The following is a 22,343-nucleotide window of genomic DNA, read 5'->3' on the forward strand; positions in this document are numbered from 1 at the left end:
CGCCCACTACTCGAACAGCTTGCTCGCGAGCCGCGCCAGCCGGGGCGCCTTGCCCCGGTAGGGTGGGAAGAAGAGGTTCGTGAAGGCCGTGCGGCCCTGGCGCACCACCGCGCGCTCGTGGCTGAACGCCTTGAACCCTGCCTCCCCGTGGTACGCGCCCACGCCGCTCTGCCCGATGCCGCCGAAGGGCAGGTGCGGGTTCACGTTGTGTAACACCACGTTGTTCACCACCGTGCCGCCCGCGCTCGTCTCCTTCAAGAGACGCTCCACGGTCGCCTCGTCCTGGGTGAACACATACATGGCCAGCGGCTTGCCGCCCGCGCGCACCTGCGTCACCACTTCATCCAGGGACTCGAAGCGCAGCACCGGCAGCAGCGGCCCGAAGATCTCCTCCTCCATCACCGGCGCCTCCGGCGTCACGTCCGCCAGCACCGTGGGCGCGATGAAGCGCGTCTCCGCGTGCACGCCGCCGCCCGCCACCACGCGCGCGCCACCCGCCACCGTGCGGTCCAACAACCCCGTCACCCGCCGGAACGCGCCGTCATCCACCATCCGGCAGAAGTCCGGCGTCGCCCGCCGCGCCTCCTCCGTCTTGCCGTAGAAGCGCTCCAGCGCGGCCTTCATCCCCGCGAGCAGCGCCTCCTCCTTCGACGCGTGCACCCAGACGTGGTCCGGCGCGATGCACGTCTGCCCCGCATTCAGGAACTTCCCCCACACAATCCGCTCCGCCGCCGTGTCCACGTCCGCTGTCGCATCCACGATGACCGGCGACTTCCCACCCAGCTCCAGCGTCACCCCCGCCAGGTGCCGCGCCGCCGCCTCCATCACCCGCCGGCCCACGCGCGGACCCCCGGTGAAGAAGAAGTGGTCGAACGGCAGCCGCAAAAGCGCCTCGCCCACCTCCGGCCCGCCCTCCACCAGCGCCACCTCGTCCGCGGGAAACACGTCCCGCAGCAGCTGCGCCAGGAAGCGCGCCGTGCCCGGCGTCTTCTCACTCGGCTTGCAGAGCACCGCGTTGCCCGCCGCCACCGCCGCCACCAGCGGCGACACCAGCAGGTGGAACGGGTAGTTCCACGGCGCCAATATCAGCACCACGCCCCGGGGCTCCGGGTGCACCTCGCTCTTCGTGCCCGCGAGCAGGAGCGGCGCCCCCACCCTGCGCGGCTTCATCCACGCCTTCAGGTGCTTCTGCACGTGCGCCAGCTCCAGCAGCACGGGCAAAACCTCCGTCGCCTCCACCTCCGCCGCGGGCTTGTGGAAGTCCTCGTGGAGCGCGTCCGCCAGCTCCTCGCGCCGCTCCAGGAGCAGCGCCTTGAGCTTGTCCAGCCGCGCCAGGCGCTCCTTCGGCCCCGTCTTCGCCAGCGCCCAACGGCGCGCCTGCAGGCGGTCGAACACCCCCTGCAGGTCGCTGGGGACCAGGGCCTCTTCCACGGACACCACGCGCATGCCGGCTCCTTTTCCCTGCTCCCGGCCCGGACTACTCCAGCATCCGGGTCGCGCGGGAGGCCCATTCCTGGGTCTTCCCCCGATACGGCGGGAAGAACACCGAAGCCAGCGACTTCATCCACTGGACCATCACCGACCGCTCATGGCTGAAGGTCTTGAAGCCGTAGTGTCCGTGGTAGTTGCCCAGCCCGCTCATGCCCACCCCACCGAACGGCAGGTTCGGGTTCGCCACGTGGATGAGCACGTTGTTCACCACCACGCCGCCGGACGTCGTGTGCTGGAGCACCTCCTCCACCACCTTCGAATCCTGCGCGAAGATGTACAGCGCCAGGGGCTTTCCGCCTTCGTTGATGTGCGCGTAGATCTCCTCGCGCCGCTCGTAGGTGAGCACCGGCAACACCGGCCCGAAGATCTCCGCCTCCATGATGGGCATCGCCGTCGTCACCCCGGACAACACCGTGGGGGACACGTACCGTGAAGGCCCATCCGCCGTGCCGCCCGTCTCCACCCTGGCCCCGGCGGCGACCGTGCGGTCCAACACCTCCTTGAGGCGCTTCCAGGCAGCCGGATCCACGACGCGCGCCAGGTCCGGGCTCGCCTGACGCTCGGCCTCCGTCGCCCCGTAGAAGCGCGTCAGCACCCCCTTGAGCGCCTCCAGGAACGCCTGCTGCTTCGACGCCGGCACGTAGATGTAGTCCGGCGCCACGCACGTCTGGCCCGCGTTGATGAACTTGCCCCACGCCAGCGCCTCCGCCGCCGCCGTCAGGTTCGCGGACCCGTCGATGATGACGGGCGACTTGCCGCCCAGCTCCAGCGTCACGCTGGAGAGGAACTTCGTCGCCGCCGCCATCACCTTGCGGCCGATGTGCGGGTTGCCCGTGAAGAAGAAGTGGTCGAACGGCTGCTGGAGCAGCGCCTCCGCCACGTCCGCGCCGCCCTCGAACACGGCCACCTCGTTCTCCGGGAACAGGTCCCGCACCAGCTGCGCCAGGAAGCGCGACGTGTGGGGCGTCTTCTCGCTGGGCTTGAGCATCACCGCGTTGCCCGCCGCCACGGCCGCGATGAGCGGCGCGGCCAGCAGCTGGAACGGGTAGTTCCACGGCGACAGGATGAGCACCACGCCCTTGGCCTCGTAGCGCACGTGGCTGGACGCGCCCTTGAGCGTCAGCGGCGTCGCCACGCGCTTGGGCTTCATCCACCCCTTCAGGTGCTTCACCGTGTGGTTCAGCTCCTCCAGCGTCGGGTGGATCTCCGTCAGCTCCACCTCCATCGCCGGCTTGCGGAAGTCCTGGTGGATGGCCTCGGCCAACTGCGTGCGCCGCGCGATGATGGCCTCGCGCAGCTTGCGCAGCCGGGCGATGCGTTCGGCCGGCGTGCTGCGCGACAGGTTCCAGCGGTTCGCGCGCTGCGACGCGAACACCGCGGGGATGCGGTCGATCTCCAACGAGGGCCTGGGGAGGATTGACGCGACGGCTTCCAGCATGACGGGCTCCATTCCGGAACAGACGTGTGCAGCGGGGTCAGCGGGCCTGAAGCCCGCGAAGAAGGGTGGTGATGGCCGCCGTCAACTCGGCGGTGAAGTCCACGCGCAGGGGCGCCATGTGCGGCAGCGTCAGCACCTCGCGCGCCACCGGCGCGATGTCCGCCATCTGCCGCAGGCCCGTCACCAGGGCGTGCACGTGGCGGATGAACTGCCCCGCGTCTTCGGCGGTGAGGAAGGGCAGGCGCTGCTGGAGCAGCACCGCCGTCGCGCCCATGGCGACGAGCACGCGCTCCTTGAACCGCCGCGTCTGCTCCACGGTGACGTTCTGCTCCAGCACCGTCTGCATCAGCGCCAAGAGCCGCGTGAAGGTCTCCTCCCCCTCCAGCGACGCGGCCACCGTGCGCGCCAGCTGCTCCGCCGTCCACGCCCCGTCACCGTCGGCCAGCCGTCCGTTCAGCTTCGCGAACCACGCCGTCAGCAGGTCGTCCAGGAGCGCCAGGAAGAGCGCCTCCTTCGTGGGGAAGTAGAGGAACACCGTCCCCTTCGCCAGCCGCGTGCGCGCCGCCACGTCCGCCATCTTCACCTGGGCGAACGACGTGGCCTCGAACAGCGCCCGCGCCGCGTCCAGCAGCTCCCGCCGCCGCGCTTCCTTGTCCTCGTCCCGCCGCGCTCGCGAAGGACCCACCCGACCGGGTGCCGATGCTCCCACCATGACCCGGAGTTAAGTGACCCCAGGTCATCCGTCAAGCTGACCCGAGGTCATTCTTCTTGCGTCCGACGGTCGCCGGGGAGTGGTGTCGTGTGGTTTCATGTGCGACGCTGGGTGACATCATGAGGCCCATCGACGCGGAAGTGCTGTCGGGCAGCGCGCTGTACCGGGAGGTCGTGCTGCGCAAGCTGGCCCATGCGCGCGAGTCGGTGTGGATCGCCACGGCCAACGTGAAGGCCATGTACGTGGAGGGGAAGGGGGGCAAGTTCGTCCCGCTGCTGGAAATCCTGGACGGGCTGGCGGCGCGGGGCGTCGCGCTGCGGCTGCTGCACGCGGAGCTGCCCAGCCGGCCGTTCCGGGCCGCGTTCGACGCCCGCTCGCGGCTGGTGAAGGGTGGGCTGGAGCTGAAGGTGTGCCCGCGCGTGCACTTCAAGGCGGTGGTGGTGGACGGGGCGTGGGTCTACCTGGGGAGCGCGAACCTCACCGGCGCGGGGCTGGGCGCCAAGGGCGACGACGTCCGCAACTTCGAGATGGGCTTCGTCACCGAGGACTTCGACGTCATCGACCGGACCACCGCCCTTTTTGACGCAGTGTGGGGTGGCGCCGAGTGCAGGGGGTGCCGGCTTCGCTCCGTCTGCCCGGACCCCATCTTGCCCTCCGGCGTGGGACAGGCGAAGAAACGGGGGAGGGACGCGGTGCGTCTGGGACAGTCCCGGCGGCTGCGTCGCTGACGAAAAGGACACCGCATGACGCTGGACCTCGCTGCTCGCCCCCGCGCGAAGCGTTCCCGGCAGGCACCAGGCGTGCAGTCCGGGCCCGTCCGCGCGGACTTCGCGAGCGCCGCGCCGCGGATCCGGGCAGACTGAAGCCCGGGTGGCGCTCCTCGGCTCCAAGACGCAGGGCAACGACGCGGCCGCGGACGAACGCGCCAGCCGTCGGGTGAAGCGACGCACCTATTGGTTGTGCGCGCTGCTCCTCGCGCTGGGCTCGCTGACCCATCCGCTCGTGCTGGGAGGCGTGCGGCCGGTGTTCCTCGGCGTGCAGCTGACCTGGGCCGCGGCCTTCGTCCTGCTGGGCACGCTCGTGGGCGCGGGCTGGCTGCGCAACCCGGTGAGCGGAATCCTGGCGGGCGTGGTGAGCCTCACGGCGCTCACCGTGAGCATCCAGGCCACGGGGGGCCTGTCGAGCCCGCTGTACTCCTCCTTCTTCACGGTGCCGCTCTTCGTCGCCGTCTTCATCCCCGGCCAGCGGCTGCCGGTGTGGTTCGCCATCGCGGGCACGCTGGTCAGCGTGGTGGTCATCACCTGGATGTCAGGCGAGGGCCTGTCGGCGCTCGTCCGCCAGTCCGCCAGCCTCGTCTTCGTGATGCTGGTGTCCGCCCACGGCGCGGAGACCTTCCGCCGCCTGCAGGGCGCCCAGCAGTCCGCGCACCTGGAGCGCGTGGAGGCCCTGCGTCAGCTGGCGGACAGCGAGCTGCGCCGCGTGAGAGCGGAGCGCCAGCGCGCGGAGGTGGAGCGGCTGGTGGTGGTGGGGCAGCTCGCGGCGGGCGTGGCGCACGAGGTGAACAACCCGCTCGCGTACGTGACGGCGAACCTGCGCTACCTGGAAGAGGAGTGGGCCGAGGGCGTGCCCGCGGACCTGGAGGACGTGCGGCGCGTGCTGGAGGAGACGCAGCAGGGCGTGACGCGCATCCAGCAGATCATCACCGACCTGCGCCTGTTCTCCCGCGAGGAGTCCGGCGGCCAGGAGTCCTGCGACGTCGGCGAGGCGCTGGCCGAAGCGCAGCGGCTGGCGTCGGTGCGCCTGCGCAGCCTGGCCCGCGTGGAGCGCAGCGTGGCGGAGGGCCTGGCCCAGGCGCGCCTCACCCCCCGGCACCTGGTGCAGGTGCTGGTGAACCTGCTCATCAACGCCGCGGACGCGCTGGAGTCCTCCCGCACGAACCGGACCGCGTTCGTGATGCTGCGCGCGCGCATGGAAGGTGAGCACGTGCGCGTGGAGGTGGAGGACAACGGCCCGGGCATCCCCGAGGCCGTGCTGCCGCGCCTCTTCGAGCCCTTCTTCACCACCAAGCCGCCCGGCAAGGGCACGGGCCTGGGGCTGGCGCTGTGCCGCGAGTATGTGGCACGCGCCGGGGGCACGCTGGAGGCGGAGAACCGCGCGGAGGGCGGCGCGCGCTTCATCCTCCGACTGCCCGCCGCGAGGCCCGCGTCCCAGCCTCCGCGCCGGGACGGGGCCGCGCCCGCGCCCCATGACGCGGCCGTGGAGCCCGCGGCGGACTAGCGACTGCGAGCGCTGGCGCTCATCGCTCCAGCGCGTGCGCGACCTGCCCCAACAGCCGCAGGCGCGGGGAGTCCAGCTTGCGCACGGTGCGCATCAGCCGGCGCACCTCGGGACGTTCGCGGTACTCCGGCGGATCCTCCGCGAGCTGCGGCGCGCCGTCCTCCGTGATGGCCGCCGTCGCGCTCAACCCGAGCAGCACATCCGACGAGCAGCTGAGCACCAGGCACAGCTTCCGCAACGTCCGGACGCTGGGCAGCATGTGCCCGCGCTCCAGCCGCCCGTACACCTCGGTGGCGATGCCGACGCGCTCGGCCACATCGGCCTGCGTCAGCTCCAGCCGCTGCCGGGCCGCGCGGACTGCGTTTCCAATGAGGGTGGCCAGTCGTTGTTCCATGGCGTGGAAAACCTGTCGAAAAGAGGAGCTTCTCCCCCCGCTTTTCGGCGGAGAGGTACCGGGGAGAAGTCGCTGCCGTGCGTGACCTCGTGAGACACAGATTACGAGTGGGGTCTGACATCTCCGGACGTGCGGAGCAGCGCCGCAAACCCGCGACAAATCGCGGTTTCCGCCGTTCTCGCGCGCGCGTTTCGCAAGGCTTCCCGGGTGTTTTTTCGCGCGTCGCGCGGACGTCGAACCGGGGTGGTAGGCGCGCACGCCCGTCCCCCTCCCAGGACGTCACGGGAAGGCCGTGCGAGGTCGCACGACCCGCCGGGTTGTCCCGCGCGCTTCCGGACATTTTCGAGGGTCCGGGCGGACCGCGCGCTTCCGGCGTGTCGTGCCGGAAGGGCGGGTCCACGCCCGGCGGATGCCACGAGAACTTTTCAGCCCACGTCCACGGACGGCAGCGCGGCGCGTGCTTCGGTGTACTCGCGCACCATGCGCTCCACGACGGTGGCGGCGGGCAGCACGTCCTTGACGAAGGCGACGCCCTGGCCGGCGCTCCAGGTGTCCTTCCACGCCTTGCCCTGGCCCGCGCGGAAGCGCTCCAGCGCGCTCTTGAGGAAGTTGCCGTGCACGCCCGTCACCTCCTTCGTGTACTCGAGGTCCTCGGGGCTTGAGTCCACCAGCGCCTGCTTGTAGTCGGCCGGGGCGCCGGCTTCGTCCGTTGCGAGGAAGCGCGTGCCCAGGTACGCGCCGTCCAGGCCCAGCGCGAGCGTGGCCGCGAGGTGCCGTCCGGTGGAGAGCGCGCCCGCGAGCACCACCGGCACGCCCAGCTCCTGCTTGAGCCAGGGGCCCAGCACCATGGGGCTCAGGTTGCCCGCGTGGCCGCCCGCGCCGGAGCCCACCGCGACGAGCGCGTCCACGCCCGCCTTCACGGCCTTCTCCGCGTGGCGCAGCGAAATCACGTCGCTCCACACCTTGCCGCCGTACGCGTGCACGCGCTCCACCACGGGCGTGGGGTCGCCCAGGCTGGTGATGACGAGCGGCACCTGGCGCTCCACCGTCGCGGCCATGTCCTCCTCCAGGCGCTCGGCCCACTTGAGGATGAGGTTCACGCCGAAGGGCACGTCCTTGGGGAACGTGGCGAGGAAGTCCCGGTACGCCTGCGCGGTGCGGAAGTTGAGGGACGGCACGGCGCCGATGGCGCCCGCGCGGCCCGCGGCCTCCAGCAGGGCCGCGTTGGAGACCAGGAACATGGGCGCGGCGATGATGGGATAGCGGATGCCCAACATCCGGGTGACGGCGGTGTCGATGCGCGAGGTGGACATGCGGCGCATTGGACCATGCGTGCGCGCGGGCGCGAGGCCGAAAAATCGGCCTGGGCGGCGTTGTCAATCGCAGCGTGTCTTCCGAGGGGAAAACCCCTGGTGTTTCCCTGGTTTACGTAGCACGTAGGGCTGACGTAAGGTGCGCCCCCCGGCCGAGGTCGGGGAAGCCGGGGAGTCCCTTCGGTGTCGCGAACCAGGGAGCGCCGCCGAGCGCCTTCGCGGGGAGGCCAGATCCAGCCGTGAGTGACGAGCGTCCGGACGCGCTGCTCAAGAGCGCACTCGAAAAGATCGTCTACTTCGAGGCCCGTGCGCAGCAGTTGCATGGCGAGCTGGCGAACGCGCGTGATGAGCTGGCGCACCTCAAGGAGGACCTGTCCCACGCGCACCAGCGGGAGCTGGACCTGCGCCGCGAGTTGGCGGAGCTGGAGGTGCGCAGCGGCCGTGCGCAGGCGGAGCGGGAGGAGCTGACGCGGCTCAACCACGCGCTGCGCCTGGAGCGCAACCAGCTGATGGAGAAGCTGCTGGACGCAAGCCGCATCCATTCTTCCGGGCAGCCGCGCGGCGGTGTGGATGGGGATGACGACGACGAGCTGGGGTTCGACCTGGCGTCGTTCATCTCGCAGCTGCGCAGCGAGGTGATCCTGCGCAACGACACGGTGCCCGCGGTGCGCGTGCCCATCCGGGGCCCCGCGGTGCCGCTCAACAAGGCCTCCGAGCCGCAGGTGCCGTGGACGGAGCGTCCCGCGCCGCCGGTGCCGCAGCGGGCCTCGGCGGCGTTCGTGGCGGGGGACGCGGGGCTGTCTCCGGTGGCGCGCGAGGCGCAGCGGTTGCAGAACGAGGGCCGCCTGCGGGTGAGTCCGGAGCAGATGGCGGAGCTGTCCGGGCACGTGGGCAGCCCCACGGATGAGACGCTGTTCGGGTTCTCCGTGCGGGAGTTGTCGGCGGCGGACGCGGCGGCGCGGGTGCGCGCGGCGGAGCGGCTGAAGGCGCTGGCGCATCCGGCGGCGGCGCCGGCGTTGGCGGCGGCGCTGCATGCGGAGACGGACGCGGCGGCGCAGGTGGCGCTGTTGCAGGCGTTCGCGGGGCTGTGTCGGGAGGAGGGGGCGTCGGTGGTGTCGCCGCTCCTGTCGTCGCCGGTGCCGGAGGTGCGCATCGCGGCGTTGAAGGCGCTGCTCGTGCTGGCGCCCCGGGATGCGGCGCCGCACCTGGCGCAGGCGATGAAGGACTCGGACCGGTCGGTGCGGCGGCGGGCGTCGTTGCTGGCGCTGGGGCTGGAAGGGGAGACGGCGCGGCGGCTGGGCGAGGACGCCATCCACGACACGGACTCGGAGGTCCGCGCGCTGGCGGCGCTGGCGCTGGGCGCGGGCCGGGGTGAGAACGCGCGGATGTTGCTGCTGGAGGCGCTGGACGACCGGGAGTCGCGCGTGCGCAAGGCGGCGGCGCAGAGCCTGTCGCGCATCCTCGGGCACGACGTGTCGGCGGTGGTGACGCTGGATGATGCGCACCGGCGCCGGGAGATCCGCCGGCTGGCGACGCTGCCCGTGAAGCCCGTGCGCGCGACGCTGGAAGTGAAGGTCGCGGCGCCCGTGCTCCTGGCGCCCGTGGTTGCGAGTGGCGCACAGCAGCAGGTGGTGGCGCAGGTGCCTGTGAACGGTGCGCAGCAGGTGGCCGCGCACAGCGCACAGCAGGCCGCGATGCACAACGCGCAGCAGGTAGCGGCTCAAGGCACGCAGCAGGCCGCGATGCACAACGCGCAGCAGGCAGCCGCGCAGAGCATGCAGCAGGCAGCGATTCACAGCGCGCAGCAGGCGGCCGTGAACGCCGCGCAGCACGCGGTGCACAGCGCACAGCAGCCGGCGGTCGCGCTGGCCGCGAACGATTCGCAGTGGACGGCGGCCCCGATGGCCGTCCCCGCGCTCGCCGTCGCCGCCGTGGGCGTGTCCCATGCCGCTCCTTCCGCGCGGCACGCGGCCGTACCCGCGATGGTCGCGAACGGGGGCCCGGTGTCCTTCGCTTCAGGCCCTGCCTCGGCACCCCCGCCGCGTCCGGTCGCCTTCGTTCCGCCCGTTCCTCCGGTCGCCGTGTCCCCGCCCGTTCCCGCCGTGCGCCGCACGCCCGTACAGGCCGCGCTGGTGGCCATGGGCGCACCTCCGCCGACTCGCGCTCCGGCGGCTCCCATCGCACCGCCCCCGGCTCCGCCGCGCCGGGGCCCTTCGCCCGTGGAGGCGCTGTGTGGGGCGATGTTGCAGGAGGTGCGGGTCGCCGTCCGTGGACGCTCGCTCCCTGAGCTGACGGCCGGGCTGTCCGCTCCGGCGGAGCTCGCACAGGAGGCTGTTGCCCTGCTGGTGGCCCGAGGGGCCATCGTGCGAAGGGGGCACAAATACTTCGCCGCTTGAGGCAAGGTGCCTCGGCCGGGCCTCACACGTCATCCGAAGGGTCGTTCATGGAAGCGCCGACGTACAGCTCGAAGCAGGTGGCCGAGATGCTCGGCGTGACTCCGAAGGCGATCCCCGCGGAGCTGCGCAAGGACGCCTACGGCCCGGAAGACGTGTGGGAGCTGCGGACGACGCTCAACCGCTTCCCCCCCAGCGCGGGCCACCGCCGCCAGCTCTTCCTCAACTTCAAGGGCGGCACCGGCAAGACGTCGCTGTCCACGTCCTACGCGTGGCGCCTGGCGGAGCTGGGCTACGCGGTGCTCCTCATCGACCTCGACAGCCAGGGCCACGCCACCAAGTGTCTGGGCTACGAGGGCGAGGACTTCGAGAAGACCCTCCTCGACGTGCTGGTGCGAAAGACGCCGCTCGTGCAGGTGGTCCAGAAGTCCACGCTGCCCAACCTGGACTTCATCCCGTCCAACCTGAGCATGTCCACGGTGGACCTGGCGCTCATGCCCATGGCCGGCCGCGAGTTCAAGCTGCGCAACGCGCTCAAGGACGTGGAGGCGCAGTACGACTTCATCGTCTTCGACGCGCCGCCGTCCTTCGGCCTGCTCAACCTCAACGCGCTGATGGCCGCGAACGACCTGTTCGTCCCGGTGCTCGCGGACTTCCTCTCCTTCCACGGCCTGAAGCTGCTCTTTGAAACCGTGCAGAGCCTGGAGGAGGACCTGAACCACGTGCTGGACCACGTGTTCATCGTGGTGAACTCCTTCAACGCCACCTTCAAGCTGGCGAAGGAGGCGCTGGAGGCGCTCCAGACGCACTACCCGGAGTACCTGCTGCCGACCATCATCCGGCAGTGCACCAAGTTCGCGCAGGCCTCCAGCGAGGGCCGCCCGGTGTTCGTGGCGGATCCGACGTCCAAGGGGGCCAACGACATCCAGGCCATGCTCGACAACGTGCTGCCACGGCTGGTGGCCGCGCACGCTCCGCCCAAGAGCGGTGGCGCGACGAAAGCCGGCTGAGATTCCGCCATGAAGAAAGCCTTTGAACAGAACGTGTCCCGCGCGAAGCCGCGCCTCCGCCTGGGGGCGCTGACCGGCGCCCTCGACCCGGCCGACCCCACGGGGACGGCCGCCGCGTCCACGCCGGAAGCGCCGCCCGCCGCCGAGTCCCCGGACCTGTCCGCCGAGGTGCGTGCCCGCATCGAGCGCGGTCGCGCCCCGCGTCCCACCGCCGCCGAGGCGATTGAAGCCGCGCTGAACACGCCCGCGCGTGCAGCGTCCCCGCAGCCGGCCCCCGGGTTGCCGGCGGTGACCGCGCCGACGTTCTCACCGGCGTCCCACGCGCTGTCCGCCCTGATGTCTCCGGAGGCGCGGCGCGACGAGGAAGAGGAGTCCCCGGCGCCGTGGCTGGAGCAGGAGGCGCCCGAGGCCGCGCCCACGTGGAACGTGGCCTCGCCGCCGCCCGCGGAGGAGTCCGTCTGGGATGCGGAGGCCGTGCCGCCGGTTTCGCATCGGGAGGTCGCTGAAGCGGTCGCCGCGTCCGCATGGAATGTCTCGGCGGCGCACGTCGCGCAGCAGCGCGAGACCGTGACGGAGCCCTTCTTCACGGCGCAGGTGGGCACCGAGCCGATGCACGCGCGGTTCGCGGACACCGCGACGGCGCAGGAGGCGCAGGCCGCAGCCGCCGCGCGCTGGGATGCCCTCACGGCGCAGGACACCGTGCAGGCAGAGCCGCGAATGGCCCCGCAGGCCTACGCCGCCCCGACGCACGCTGATGCGTCGCACGCGGGCTTCAATGCCCCGGTGTCCGCGCATGCGGAAGCGCAGCGCACGGGCTTCAACGCCCCGACGCACGCGGAAGCGCAGCACTCGGTCTTCACGGCCCCGACGCACGCGGAGGCACCGCGCGCCACGTTCGCGAGCCCGCCCGCCGGTGTCGCTCCGTCGCAGGACGCGCCGCGCGCCCCCGTCTCCGCTCCGACGGAAGCCCTCCGGGGGCCGCCGGTCACCTTCGCCTCGCCGCCTCCGGTGATGGCGCAGGCGGAAGCGCCCCGGGGCGCGCCCGCCACCTTCGCCGGGCCCCCTCCAGGGGTACAGTTCGATGGACGGATGGGCGTTCAGGCCCTCCGCATGTCCGAGGCCGAGCCCATGACGACGTACGCTGCCGTCCAGGCCTCCACCGTCACCACCGCCGAGACGGTGGCCCGACAGGAGGCTCCTCCCGCCCAGGTCGAGGTGCAGACGCCCGCACCCCCTCGCGAGGAGATGGACTCCGAGTCGCGCCGCGAGCGCCTCAAGGCCCGCCTCAAGGCCGTGCGCGAGAACCCGCGCCCGGAGCCGCTGCCCGCCACCGTCGCCGAGGCCGGTCAGCGCGCCGTGGAGCGCATCACCCACCTCCAGGCCGAGCTCACCCGCGTCAAGGCGCTCAACCTCACGCTCACCCAGGACCTCGAGGTCGCCCGTCGCCAGGCGGAGAAGGCCACCGAGGAGGCCCGGCTGCGCATGGACGAGGCCCGCCGCCTCTCCGCGGAGATGGAAGGCCGCGTGAAGCTGCTGGCCGACCTGGAGCGCGAACTCGCCGCGCTCGAAGGCGAACGCGACGAAGCCCTGCTCTCACTCCAGGAATCCCGCCAGGCCCTCCAGGCCGCCGCGAAGGAGCACGAGACCCTCGAGCAGGTCGTCACGCGCGGCAAGCTGGCCCTCGCCGACAGCCTCGCGGAAGAGGAGCGCCTCGCCGTGGAGCTGGAAGGCGCCAAGGATGAGTCCTCGTCCCTGCGCCGCGCGGTGGAGACGCTCCAGGGCGAGCGCGACGTGCTCGCCCAGCAGGTCGCGTCCCTCACCGCCGAGCGCGCCGAACTGCTGGAGGCCCGCAAGGCCCTGGAGTCCGTGCACCGCGCCCTCAGCCAGGCGACGATGCGCTGACGCTCCGCCCCGCGCGGCCTACTTCGTGTCCTTGGCCACGCCCGTGGCCTTCACCACGGAGAAGCTGGCCGGCAGCGCGGGGTTGTGGAGGGAACCCGGGGACAACGCCACGAACGAGTCCCCGGAGTCTTTCAGCTCCCGGAGGAACGCCGTGATCTCCTCCATGCGCTCCTGCTTCTCCGGGTGGTTGACGGCTCCCCCATCTCCCTCGGGCATCTTGTCGAGGAGCTGCTGGTACGCGCCCGGGTCGTAGCCGGCGGACAGCATCAGCTCCACCGCCAGCCGGTCCGCCGCCAGCTCCTGGTCCTTGCTGTTGCCCTTGCGGAGCTCCTCGATGGTGGAGTCCGCCAACGTCCCCAGCAGGTCCGTGTCCGCGTCCAGGTCCAGCAGGCCGTTGGAGTTGCTCGCCGACCGCAGCCTCGCGGTGGCGGTTGAAACGACGGCGTCGCCCCTGCACTCGCGCACCTTCACCGTGGCGTACTGGCTGAGAGCGTGCTTGAGGGCGATGTGCGCGATCTCATGCGCCAGCACGCCCGCGAGCTGGCCCTCGTTCTCCACGCCCTGGAGCAGCTTGCGCGTGACGAAGACGTAGCCGCCGGGCGCGGACACCGCGTTGAAGTTGCGCGCGTCCTCCAGCACGCCGAACGTCCAGCGCAGCGTCGGCCGCGGGGACTGCATCGCCAGGTTGCGGCCCACGGTGTTGACGTAGGTGTTGAGCTGCTGCTCCGACGCTCCGGAGAGCATCAGCCCACCGCCCTGCTGCACCCAGCGGATGGCCAGCGCGCTGCCCAGCGCGTACTCCTCCGTGATGGCGGGCGGGGTCTCCAGCTTGTCGCACTGCTGGAACTTCTCGGACACGGCCACGGCGTCGCCCGCGAGGCCGCCCAGCTTCGCGGCCTTCAACCCCTTCGTCATCTGGACACAGGACGTCAGGCACAGCCCCACGCCCACCGACGCCAGCACTTTGATCAGCGAGCGCATCACTTCGCCCCCTTCGTTGCCTTGCCGGTGGCCACCTTCTGCGGGCCCAGCTTCGTATCGGGCGCCACCACCGGGAACAGCCCGGCCTGCTTCACGTGCTCGGCGATGCGCTCCGGCGTCACCTTGTTGGCCAGGTCCTCCAGCGCCTTGATCTGCTTCACCGCCTTCGCGGAGGTGCCGCCCTTCTCGTTGCCGTACTTCTCCGCGCCCGGGCTCAGCGCCTTCACCGCCGCGCCGCTGGACACGAAGGCCGCCGGGTCGATGGCGCGCGTCGCGCCGTCCTTCGCCACCAGCTCCATGTTGGGCGGCTTCGTGGACAGGTTCGTCTGGAACACGTAGCCGGGCTTGCCCCCGGGCTCCGTCACCTGGTGCCACTGCTTGTTCTTCGGGTCGGCGCCCTTCCACGTCACCTGCTGGCCGGGCTGCAGCACCGCCACCACGTCCGAGGTGGGCAGCGGGCTCTTGAGGACGCGCGTGTTGCGCGCCTTCACGTACAGCTTGCCGTCCTTCTGCACCGCCCACGCCCCCGTCACCGGCAGCCCCAGGGCCAGCAGCAGCACGCCTGTCATCCATCGCTTGGTCATCACGCTCTCCAACGGCCCAGGCCCCGACTTCTTCATTTCTCCAGGTTCACCACGCCGTCGAACCGCTCCGGCGGCGCCTCCAGGTACTCGCGGCAGCGTGCCAACAGCGCGCCCGTGGGGCCATCCCCGGGCGCCTGCGCGGCTGCCGCCTCCAGCACCGTCACCGCGTCCGCGAAGCGCGCCTGCCGGTACAGCGCCAGCGCCTCGTGGTAGCGCGCCACCGTGCGCTGCGTGTCCGCGTCCAGCCGGCCCTTGAGCGCCAGCAGCTCATACACCGTGACGGCCTCCGTCTTGCCCGCCACCCGCACCCGGTCCAGCTCGCGCACCTCGATGTGGTCCTTCGCCAGCTCGTACGTGCGCGGGCCGATCATGATGCCGGAACCATACGCCTTGTTCGCGCCCTCCAGCCGCGCGGCCAGGTTCATCCCGTCCCCAATGGCCGTGTAGCTGAAGAGCTGATCACTGCCGAAGTTGCCCACGAAGTTCACCGCGCTGTTCACGCCGATGCGCGTGTACACGTCCGGGAACCCCTTCTGGCGGAACTCCACGCGCAGCGTCTCCACCGCGGCCTTCGCCGCGAGCGCCCCACGGCACGCCCGGATGGCGTGGTCCTCCTGGTCCATGGGCGCACCGAACAGGCACACCACCGCGTCGCCGATGTACTTGTCCAGGCACCCGCCCTCGCGCAAGAGCGCTCCGCTCACCGTCGTGAGGTACGTGTTGAGGATGCGCACCAGCTGGCGCGGGTCCTCCTTGAAGTGCTCGCTGAAGGTGGAGAAGCCGCGGATGTCGCTGAAGAAGGCGGTGATCTCCTTGTTCTCCCCATCCAGGCGCGGGAGCTGCCGCGAGCGGATCATCTGCGCCACCAGCTTCGGCTCCATGAAGCGCGTGAAGGCCTGCCGGATGAACTCCGTCTCGCGGTTGGCCACCAGGTGGTTGAACGCCAGCGCCGCCACGCTGGCGCCAATGCCCGCGAGCGCCGGCATCGCGGTGAGCACATGCGTGTGCGCCGTCTTCAGGAACAGGCCCGTCACGACGAGCAGCCCGCCGACGAGCGCCACCGGCCACCCCACCTCCAGCGGCGTCCAGCGCGCCGTCATCAGCAGCACCGCCGACACCAGCGCGACCAGGAACGTGAAGCCCAGGTCCACGCCCCACGGCAGGCGGGTGATGAACGCGCCGGCGAGCAGCGTGTCCACCACCGCCGCCTGCTTCACCAGCCCCGGCTCCGTGGAGGAGAAGGGCGTCGCCTTGATGTCGTTGATGCCCGGCGTGGTGCCGCCGATGACCACCACCTTGCCCCGGAAGGTGTCCGCGGGAATCTCTGGCGGCTTGCCATCCTTGCGGAGGATCCAGTCGTTGAGCACGTCCTTCAGGCTCACCATCCAGTAGCGCTTGTGCAGCGGGCCGCCGTAGTCCAGCGCCGCGCCGCCGTCCGCGTCCACGCGCCACGAGCGCTCGCCCAGGTGCAGCGCGCGGCCGGAGAAGGTGACCTCCTTCGCGCCCAGCAGGTCCGCCACCAGGCGCACCGGCAGCGTCGCGTAGGTGTTGATGCCGTCCGTGTACGCGAAGCGCGTGCGCCGCATGAAGCCGTCCGGATCCGCCTCCGTGTCCACCAGGCCGAACCCGTCCACCGCGCCCACCAGCGCGAGCGTGGGCGGCACCGGATGGCGCGGACGCAAGGTCCTGTCGTCCGACTCGTACTCGAGCCGGGGCAACGACTTCCCATCCGTCCGACTCGCCGCAAACGCGAGCGCCCGCGCCAGGGCCTCGTTCGTCAGCGGGGGGATGACCGTCGCGGGACCGTCCTCGAACTCCTCCGCAGCTGTTTCAGCTTCAGCCGCGGCAGGCGCGACTTCGGGCGCGGCGACGGGCACCGGGGCCTGGAAGTCCGCGCGGGCCAGCGGTGCCGCGGTGCCGCTGGCCACCATGCCCACGTAGAAGGGCAGGTCCAGCTCGCGAAGCACCTGGGCGAAACCCAGGTCCGCGGACTCGTCCGACGCGCGCTCGTCCATCACCGCGTCGAAGAGGACCGCCTTCGCGCCCGCCGCCTGCAACTCCTCCGCGATGCGCGCCCACAGCGTGCGGGTGTACGGCCAGTTGCCGAAGTTGGTGCGCCGCCCCTCGTCCTGGCTGATGGCGTCCAGGGTCAACTGGTCGATGGCCACCACCACCACGTGCGACGACTTGTCCCGCTCGCCCGTGAACGCGCTCAGGGCCTGGTCGTAGGCCATGCGCTCCGCGGGCTCCAACAGGCCTCCGTACTGACACGCGGCCGCGATCAACGTGGCCACGAGCGCCACCCCGAGCATCTGAAGCCCGTGGTTGCGCCAGCGCTGCTGGATGGTCTTCCACGGTTCACCCGCCACGGCCACTCCCCCTCGACGTCGGTGCCCGCACGCTACCCCATGCACGTTGCCCCACGGCACTCCCGTGCCCAGCGTGAATCGGACCTGGGTCCAGGAGGTCCGTAAGAGTCGGTAGAGCAGGAGTCCGAGCGAGCCGTCGCAGCCCCTCGCCTTGTACGGCCAGCGTGGAGGCGGCTCTTGCCGTCCCGGGACTGTCTCCTGACCTTCTGTCGCGGGGCAGACGCGGTGTTCTCGCCGTCCGGGCCGCAGCGCCCTCCCGCCCCGCCCCCGCTGACAAGGAGTCACACGTGGCCCTGGATCTCTTCCAAGAAAAAGGCATCCCCCTGGAGAAGCAGCTCTTCACCTGGAAGGACCTGGTTCGCCGTCCCTACAGCAAGCTGGACGACGACGCCTTCACCCGCTCACGCGTCATCCTGATGAACGGCATCGAGGCGGATGCGCTGCGCATGAAGCACATCTTCGCCCGGCTCAGCCGCGAGCTGCGTCCGCACCTGGCGCTGGTGCGCCGCGCGGAGCACCACCAGCAGACGCTGGTCAACTGGCTCAACCCGCCGGATCAGAGCGCCCTGGAGACGACGCTCGGCTTCGAGCAGCTCGCCATCGAGGTGACGGCCAGCGTGGCCATCCACGAGCCCGACCCGTACCTCGCCCAGACGTACCGCTTCGGGATGTTGGAGGACTTCGACCACCTGTACCGCTACTCGGCGCTCTACGACCGCGTGGAGGGCAAGGACCCCAACAACCTCATCCAGTCCTATTCGGACATCCGTCCCGGCCGGCCCACGGCGGTGGAGCACCGCCACCCGCTGGACGACCTGCGGCGGCCGTATGACCACAAGACCGCGGATCCGCTGTCCAAGATGCACGCCATCACCATCACCGCGGCCGAGTCCATGACGCACGACTACTACATGGTCGTGGGGCCGCAGTTCACGGACCCCGTCGCGCGCCAGCTCTACGCGGAGATCGCCTCCATCGAGGAGCAGCACGTCACCCAGTACGGCTCGCTCGTCGACCCGGACGAGTCCATGCTGGAGAAGTGGCTGCTGCACGAGGCCACGGAGGTCTACAACTACTCCTCGTGCCTCGCGTATGAGACCAACCCGTACGTGAAGGCGGTGTGGCAGCGCTTCGTGGACTACGAGCTGGGCCACCTGCACTACGTGATGGACCTGTTCAAGAACCTGGAGCGCCGCGACCCCGCGGAGGTGCTGCCGCGCACGCTCCCGGAGCCCATCGCCTTCAAGGAGCACCGCGAGTTCGTGCGCAAGGTGCTGTCGCAGGAGGTGGACATGCGTGCCAACGGTCCGGACTACGTGGACGCGTCGCAGCTGCCTCCCGGGCACCGCTCGCTCGTCTACCGGGATCAGCTCAACTCGGAGGGGTCGCCCACGGAGACGGTGGCGGCCGGGTACCACTGGAGGCCGGGCACGGAGCTCGCCGCGAAGGCGGAGCGCATGGGCTCGGTGCTGGAAGGCAGGAGGCTGCAATGAGCAAGAAGACCATCGCCGACGTGGGCATGAACCGCACCGGCATCAAGACGTCCCCCATCGACAGCAAGGACGTCATCCAGGAGGCGGCGCGCGCCACGCCCAGCAGCCCGGGTGACGGCCAGGGCATCCTGGAGGTGCGCAAGCAGTACGCGCGCGAGGCAGGGGACGGCCTGGGCTCCGTGCCGCCACCGTCCAGCCTCAAGGGCATGGCGAAGACCGCGGTGGACATGCTCAAGGGCGGCAAGCCCACCGTGTTCATCGACAAGCTGGGGGAGCGGCTCGCCTTCGAGCGCACCGGCGTCCGGCTCTACGAGGGCGCCCTGTCCAAGCTGGACGTGTTCGGAAGCTGGGAGGGCGGCCCTTCGCGCGAGCTGCTCACGAAGATCCTCGATGACGAACTCAGCCACTTCGCGCTGCTCGTCGAGGCCCTGGAGAAGCTGGGCGCGGACCCCACGGCGATGACGCCGTCGGCGGACCTCACCGCGGTCATCTCCATGGGCGTGCCCGCGGCCATCTCCGACGCGCGCACCAACCTGCGCCAGTGCATGCAGGCGCTGCTGGTGGCGGAGCTGACGGACAACGCCAGCTGGGAGCTGCTCATCGACCTGGCGCGAGGCCTGGGCCATGACGCCCTGGCGGACCGCTTCCAACTGGCGCTGGACGCGGAAGCCGAGCACCTGCTGCTGGTGAAGAGCTGGCTCGCGGCGGGGGTCTCCACCGAAGCGCGCGCGCCCATGGAGTCCGCGCCGGTCGTCCCCGCCCCCTGAAGGCGGCTGCAAGCCCAAGCCCTCCGGGCCCGGTCCGTACGACGGGCCCGGTGTCTTTGCCCTCCCGCAGTGCGGCCAGGCAGGCTCACCCTGGCCGGCCGTGGCGGGAGGACGCAGCTTGTGGCTTCGCACACGACTTCTTCTGGAAGCAGGAGGCAATGCCATGCAGCTGAGCGCGCTGGGAGGCTCCGAGGGCCTGGAACACAACGCCACGCTCAACCGTGAGTCGGTGGTGGCGCTGGGCGCGTTCGGGGCCATCACCGCCGGGGCCGTCTACCTGGGCGCTCGCGGCACGCGCGAGGCCGTGTCGCAGCGCTGGTACAAGCGGCTGAAGAAGCCGTCGTTCCAGCCCCCCGCGGCCGTCTTCGGGCCGGTCTGGTCCACGCTCTACGCGCTCATCGCCGTCTCCGGCTGGCGCATCTGGGGCTCCCCCGCGGGCGCGAAGCGCTCCCAGGCCCTGGGCCTGTGGTTCGTGCAACTGGGCCTCAACTCGGCCTGGTCCCACCTCTTCTTCCGCAAGCGCGCCGTGCGCGCCGCCGCGGTGGAGAACTGGGCCCTGTTGGGCAGCATCGTGGCGTACACCGCCGCCGCCAGCCGCGTGGACCGCAAGGCCCCGTGGCTGATGGCCCCCTACCTGGGCTGGGTGTCCTTCGCCAACGTGCTGTCCACCGACATCGCGTGGCGCAATGCCTGATGCCGTCAATGCCTGACGCCGCTAGTTGCGCAGGCGCGAGGGCCGGCCCGCGTTGAACGCGAGCACCGCGGCGAAGTAGCGCGCCTGGTTCTCCGAGGCGCAGCGCACCTCCTGGATGCGGCCCCCGACCTTCACGCGGACGACCCATCCGTCGTTGTCGCGGCTGACAGGGGTCTCGCTCGTCATCGTCATGTTTTCCATATGGGTGCTCCCTCCCGTGCACTCCCCTAGAGCACCCGCCGTGCCAGGGGTCGGAGGCATGGGATTCCAGCCCTTTGCATCAGGACGGGTGCCCATGTGGGAGGCTTGCGGCTGAAGTTCTTTCAGCGTGGGGGGCCGCCGGCTTCAGTGCAGGTGGCGATCCGGCTGGACGAGCGGCAGGGGCTGCCGCGTGGCGGAGACGGTCGGCAGCGCGACGTAGAACGTGGAGCCCTGGCCCGGTTCGCTCTCCACCCAGATGCGGCCGCCGTGGCGCTCCACGATGTCGCGGCTGATGTAGAGGCCCAGGCCCAGCCCGCCGTAGGAGCGGGTGGAGGCGTTGCGCGCGCGGAAGTAGCGGTCGAAGAGCTGCTGCTGCTGGTCCTCCGGGATGCCGATGCCCGGGTCCTTCACGGACAGCACCATCAGGTCCTTCTTCACCGACAGCCGCACGCGGATGGTGCCCCCGTCCGGGCTGTACTTGAGCGCGTTCTCCAGCAGGTTGAGGACCACCTGCTCCAGCCGGTACGCGTCGCCGTGGACGGACACGGCCTCCGGGGGGCGCTCGAACTCGAAGACGTGGTCGCCACGCTGGGCCTCCATGGCCTTGAGCGTGTGCTCCACCAGCGTGTCGAAGCGGGTGGCCTCCGGGTGCAATGACAGACGGCCGGCCTCGATGCGCGAGGCGTCCAGCAGGTCGTTGATGAGGCCGGTGAGGCGCGTGAGCTGCTGGCGCGCGTGGCGCAAGAGGCCGGGGTCCACGTGCTCGCCGCGCTCCAGGCGCCGCTCCAGCGTGGCCAGGCGCAGGCTCAGCGGCGTGAGCGGCGTCTTCAGCTCGTGGCTCGCGATGGAGAGGAAGTCGTCGCGCACGCGGATGGCGTCCTGGGCCTCGCGGTACAGGTGCGCGCGCTCATCCTCCGCCTTCTTCCGCTCGGTGATGTCCTCGATGAGGATGCCCACGCCCAGCATCCGGCCGTCCGGGGTGCGCACCGGGTAGCAGCTGCCGCTCAGGTGGCGCCGGGGGCCGGGCACGCCCAGGTCCTCGTCGGTGGTGGTCTCCCGCTGCACCACGGGCTCTCCCGTGGTCAGCACCTCGCGCAGCATGGACTCGGAGACCTCGCCCGGGAGGCTTCCGAACAGCTCCTGGGGCGTGTGGCCCGGATGCGCCTCGGCGGGGACGCCGTTGATCTGCGCGAGCGTTTCGTTGACGCGCACGTACCGCAGGTCCGTGCCCACGAAGCCGATGCCCACGGGGGCGCTGCGGAACAGCAGGTCCAGCTGGGCCAGGTGTGCCTCGCGCTCGGCCTCCACGCGGCGGCGGTCGGTGATGTCCTCCACCATGCCCACGCCGCCCTCCACCTCGCCGTCGTCGCCGTAGACCGGGGCGAAGCGGATGCGCACGGGGGTCACCTTGCCGGTGGTGACCGCCCGGTAGTCACCCTCGTAGTCGCAGGGTCGGCCGTTCAGGGCCTCGCGCACGCACCTGATGAGGCCCGCGTCGCGCAGCGTGAAGAGGTGCAGTCCCACGAGGTGGCGCTTCGTCGTGCCGATGATGTGCGCGAACTGCGTGTTGCAGGCGGTGATGATGGGCGCGCGGTCGAAGTGGAAGATGCCCAGGGGGGCGTGCTCCACCAGCAGCCGGTAGAAGCGGTCCGCGGATTCCTCGTGGTGCGCAAGCACCTCCGGGGCGCCGGGCACGTGTTCGAGGGGCTCCTCCAGCGTGTCGATGATTTCGTGCAGCCGCCGCATCGTGAGGACGATGCGCTCCATGTCGCCCGTCCCCGTGGTGCCCACCGTCAGCTCCACCAGCAGCTCCACGCCGTCGCGGCGCTGGGAGAAGACGCGGGTGGGGCGCCCGCCGAGCACCTTGCGGCGCGACAGCAGGTAGCGCAGCAGGCTCAGCCCGTGGAACTGGTGCAGGCGGGGAGGGAAGAGGTCGGTGACCGGCCTGCCGAGCAGCTGTTCGCGGTCCCAGCCCAACAGCCGCTCCGTCGCCGCGTTGACGTGCAGGATGCGCTCGTCCGCGCCACACGCGATGACTGGATCGACCGCGGCGTCCAAGACGGCTTCCAGCTCCCGTGCGGCTCCTGCGACCATGCCTCGCTCCTGGGCGCCGCCTCCACGCGCCGCGGCGCCGGTCCTGCCGGGACATGGGGGTCCCCCGGCGTTGACGGGCACGAATCCGGTCGCCTCGTGCGCAGCCCCTTTGCCTACAGGTACACACTGTTGGCTGGAATGGCGCGCGGAGGCCGGCTTCACGGCGCCGCCAGCCTGCCTGCGGTAGGGGCGGGCGGGCAGCTCATCCCGGGGAGGGGACTCCCGCGGTG

General features: G+C 71.1%; 18 protein-coding genes. 8 read left to right on the top strand and 10 right to left on the bottom strand.

The annotated features are described in order from the left end of the window. Nucleotides 1-6 precede the first annotated feature (6 nt). Genes D7X12_RS14410 through D7X12_RS14420 form a run of 3 tightly spaced genes read right to left on the bottom strand, consistent with a single transcriptional unit; the run spans nucleotide 7 to nucleotide 3,641 of the window. The gene (locus D7X12_RS14410; RefSeq protein ID WP_120625850.1) at nucleotides 7-1,446 is read right to left on the bottom strand and encodes an aldehyde dehydrogenase family protein; all 1,440 of its coding nucleotides are present in this window, start codon (nucleotides 1,444-1,446) and stop codon (nucleotides 7-9) included. Nucleotides 1,447-1,477: 31 nt separating this feature from the next. Continuing rightward, nucleotides 1,478-2,929: an aldehyde dehydrogenase family protein gene (locus D7X12_RS14415; protein ID WP_120625851.1), complete on the bottom strand. Its 1,452-nt coding sequence runs from the start codon at nucleotides 2,927-2,929 to the stop codon at nucleotides 1,478-1,480. A 37-nt stretch (nucleotides 2,930-2,966) separates the two neighbouring features. Then, a complete protein-coding gene (locus D7X12_RS14420; protein WP_120625852.1) occupies nucleotides 2,967-3,641 on the bottom strand; it encodes a TetR/AcrR family transcriptional regulator in 675 nt (224 codons plus the stop codon). A gap of 119 nt (nucleotides 3,642-3,760) precedes the next feature. Between D7X12_RS14420 and D7X12_RS14425 the strand changes: the two genes are divergently transcribed. Further along, nucleotides 3,761-4,369 (top strand): phospholipase D family protein, encoded by a 609-nt coding sequence (locus D7X12_RS14425; protein WP_120625864.1) that lies wholly within the window; start codon nucleotides 3,761-3,763, stop codon nucleotides 4,367-4,369. 142 nt (nucleotides 4,370-4,511) lie between these two features. Further along, on the top strand, nucleotides 4,512-5,918 hold the full coding sequence (locus tag D7X12_RS14430; RefSeq protein WP_120625853.1) for a sensor histidine kinase: 1,407 nt from the start codon (nucleotides 4,512-4,514) through the stop codon (nucleotides 5,916-5,918). 19 nt (nucleotides 5,919-5,937) lie between these two features. Here D7X12_RS14430 and D7X12_RS14435 read toward each other — a convergent pair whose 3' ends face one another. Beyond that, nucleotides 5,938-6,312, bottom strand: a complete 375-nt coding sequence (locus D7X12_RS14435; protein WP_120611376.1) for a helix-turn-helix transcriptional regulator — start codon at nucleotides 6,310-6,312, stop codon at nucleotides 5,938-5,940. A gap of 425 nt (nucleotides 6,313-6,737) precedes the next feature. Continuing rightward, a complete protein-coding gene (locus tag D7X12_RS14440; RefSeq protein WP_244224548.1) occupies nucleotides 6,738-7,625 on the bottom strand; it encodes an NAD(P)H-dependent flavin oxidoreductase in 888 nt (295 codons plus the stop codon). Nucleotides 7,626-7,864: 239 nt separating this feature from the next. Here D7X12_RS14440 and D7X12_RS14445 point away from each other — a divergent pair, with 239 nt between their 5' ends. From D7X12_RS14445 to D7X12_RS44285, 3 genes are read left to right on the top strand one after another with little or no spacing between them, the layout of a single operon-like run. Continuing rightward, the gene (locus tag D7X12_RS14445) at nucleotides 7,865-10,021 is read left to right on the top strand and encodes a HEAT repeat domain-containing protein (protein ID WP_120625855.1); all 2,157 of its coding nucleotides are present in this window, start codon (nucleotides 7,865-7,867) and stop codon (nucleotides 10,019-10,021) included. 47 nt (nucleotides 10,022-10,068) lie between these two features. Beyond that, nucleotides 10,069-11,028: a ParA family protein gene (locus D7X12_RS14450; protein WP_120625856.1), complete on the top strand. Its 960-nt coding sequence runs from the start codon at nucleotides 10,069-10,071 to the stop codon at nucleotides 11,026-11,028. 9 nt (nucleotides 11,029-11,037) lie between these two features. Continuing rightward, nucleotides 11,038-12,930 (top strand): hypothetical protein, encoded by a 1,893-nt coding sequence (locus tag D7X12_RS44285; RefSeq protein ID WP_244224549.1) that lies wholly within the window; start codon nucleotides 11,038-11,040, stop codon nucleotides 12,928-12,930. Between the two features lie 18 nt (nucleotides 12,931-12,948). On the opposite strand, the gene D7X12_RS14465 is transcribed toward D7X12_RS44285, so the two are convergent. Genes D7X12_RS14465 through D7X12_RS14475 form a run of 3 tightly spaced genes read right to left on the bottom strand, consistent with a single transcriptional unit; the run spans nucleotide 12,949 to nucleotide 16,864 of the window. Further along, on the bottom strand, nucleotides 12,949-13,911 hold the full coding sequence (locus tag D7X12_RS14465) for a M48 family metalloprotease (RefSeq protein ID WP_244224550.1): 963 nt from the start codon (nucleotides 13,909-13,911) through the stop codon (nucleotides 12,949-12,951). After that, nucleotides 13,911-14,495 carry an SH3 domain-containing protein gene (locus D7X12_RS14470; protein WP_120625865.1) on the bottom strand — a complete coding sequence of 195 codons (585 nt, stop codon included), beginning with the start codon at nucleotides 14,493-14,495 and terminating at the stop codon, nucleotides 13,911-13,913. Before D7X12_RS14470 ends, D7X12_RS14465 begins: the two co-directional genes overlap by 1 nt. Nucleotides 14,496-14,527: 32 nt before the next feature. Beyond that, nucleotides 14,528-16,864, bottom strand: coding sequence for a CHASE2 domain-containing protein (locus D7X12_RS14475; protein WP_208719033.1), 2,337 nt, complete (start codon nucleotides 16,862-16,864; stop codon nucleotides 14,528-14,530). Nucleotides 16,865-17,151: 287 nt separating this feature from the next. On the opposite strand from D7X12_RS14475, the gene D7X12_RS14480 reads away from it, so the two are divergent. The 3 genes from D7X12_RS14480 (at nucleotide 17,152) to D7X12_RS14490 (ending at nucleotide 19,818) form a co-directional block, all read left to right on the top strand. Next, nucleotides 17,152-18,357 carry a hypothetical protein gene (locus D7X12_RS14480; protein WP_120625858.1) on the top strand — a complete coding sequence of 402 codons (1,206 nt, stop codon included), beginning with the start codon at nucleotides 17,152-17,154 and terminating at the stop codon, nucleotides 18,355-18,357. After that, a complete protein-coding gene (locus tag D7X12_RS14485) occupies nucleotides 18,354-19,124 on the top strand; it encodes a ferritin-like domain-containing protein (RefSeq protein ID WP_120625859.1) in 771 nt (256 codons plus the stop codon). The genes D7X12_RS14480 and D7X12_RS14485 overlap by 4 nt, the downstream gene beginning before the upstream one ends. Nucleotides 19,125-19,287: 163 nt before the next feature. Then, nucleotides 19,288-19,818, top strand: coding sequence for a TspO/MBR family protein (locus D7X12_RS14490; protein WP_120625860.1), 531 nt, complete (start codon nucleotides 19,288-19,290; stop codon nucleotides 19,816-19,818). A 21-nt stretch (nucleotides 19,819-19,839) separates the two neighbouring features. On the opposite strand, the gene D7X12_RS43445 is transcribed toward D7X12_RS14490, so the two are convergent. Together D7X12_RS43445 and D7X12_RS14500 are read right to left on the bottom strand one after the other, a co-directional pair. Beyond that, entirely contained in the window at nucleotides 19,840-20,004 is a 165-nt protein-coding gene (locus D7X12_RS43445) for a hypothetical protein (protein ID WP_244224551.1), read from the bottom strand. 159 nt (nucleotides 20,005-20,163) lie between these two features. Continuing rightward, entirely contained in the window at nucleotides 20,164-22,113 is a 1,950-nt protein-coding gene (locus D7X12_RS14500) for a PAS domain-containing sensor histidine kinase (protein ID WP_120625862.1), read from the bottom strand. Nucleotides 22,114-22,343 lie beyond the last annotated feature (230 nt).

The sequence above is a fragment of the Corallococcus sicarius genome (assembly GCF_003611735.1).
Lineage (GTDB): Bacteria > Myxococcota > Myxococcia > Myxococcales > Myxococcaceae > Corallococcus > Corallococcus sicarius.

Coding starts and splice junctions, on each gene's coding strand:
- D7X12_RS14410 (WP_120625850.1), bottom strand. CDS start 1,446: ATGCGCGTGGTGTCCGTGGAAGAGGCCCTGGTCCCCAGCGACCTGCAG.
- D7X12_RS14415 (WP_120625851.1), bottom strand. CDS start 2,929: ATGCTGGAAGCCGTCGCGTCAATCCTCCCCAGGCCCTCGTTGGAGATC.
- D7X12_RS14420 (WP_120625852.1), bottom strand. CDS start 3,641: ATGGTGGGAGCATCGGCACCCGGTCGGGTGGGTCCTTCGCGAGCGCGG.
- D7X12_RS14425 (WP_120625864.1), top strand. CDS start 3,761: ATGAGGCCCATCGACGCGGAAGTGCTGTCGGGCAGCGCGCTGTACCGG.
- D7X12_RS14435 (WP_120611376.1), bottom strand. CDS start 6,312: ATGGAACAACGACTGGCCACCCTCATTGGAAACGCAGTCCGCGCGGCC.
- D7X12_RS14440 (WP_244224548.1), bottom strand. CDS start 7,625: ATGTCCACCTCGCGCATCGACACCGCCGTCACCCGGATGTTGGGCATC.
- D7X12_RS14450 (WP_120625856.1), top strand. CDS start 10,069: ATGGAAGCGCCGACGTACAGCTCGAAGCAGGTGGCCGAGATGCTCGGC.
- D7X12_RS44285 (WP_244224549.1), top strand. CDS start 11,038: ATGAAGAAAGCCTTTGAACAGAACGTGTCCCGCGCGAAGCCGCGCCTC.
- D7X12_RS14465 (WP_244224550.1), bottom strand. CDS start 13,911: ATGCGCTCGCTGATCAAAGTGCTGGCGTCGGTGGGCGTGGGGCTGTGC.
- D7X12_RS14470 (WP_120625865.1), bottom strand. CDS start 14,495: ATGACCAAGCGATGGATGACAGGCGTGCTGCTGCTGGCCCTGGGGCTG.
- D7X12_RS14485 (WP_120625859.1), top strand. CDS start 18,354: ATGAGCAAGAAGACCATCGCCGACGTGGGCATGAACCGCACCGGCATC.
- D7X12_RS14490 (WP_120625860.1), top strand. CDS start 19,288: ATGCAGCTGAGCGCGCTGGGAGGCTCCGAGGGCCTGGAACACAACGCC.
- D7X12_RS43445 (WP_244224551.1), bottom strand. CDS start 20,004: ATGACGAGCGAGACCCCTGTCAGCCGCGACAACGACGGATGGGTCGTC.
- D7X12_RS14500 (WP_120625862.1), bottom strand. CDS start 22,113: ATGGTCGCAGGAGCCGCACGGGAGCTGGAAGCCGTCTTGGACGCCGCG.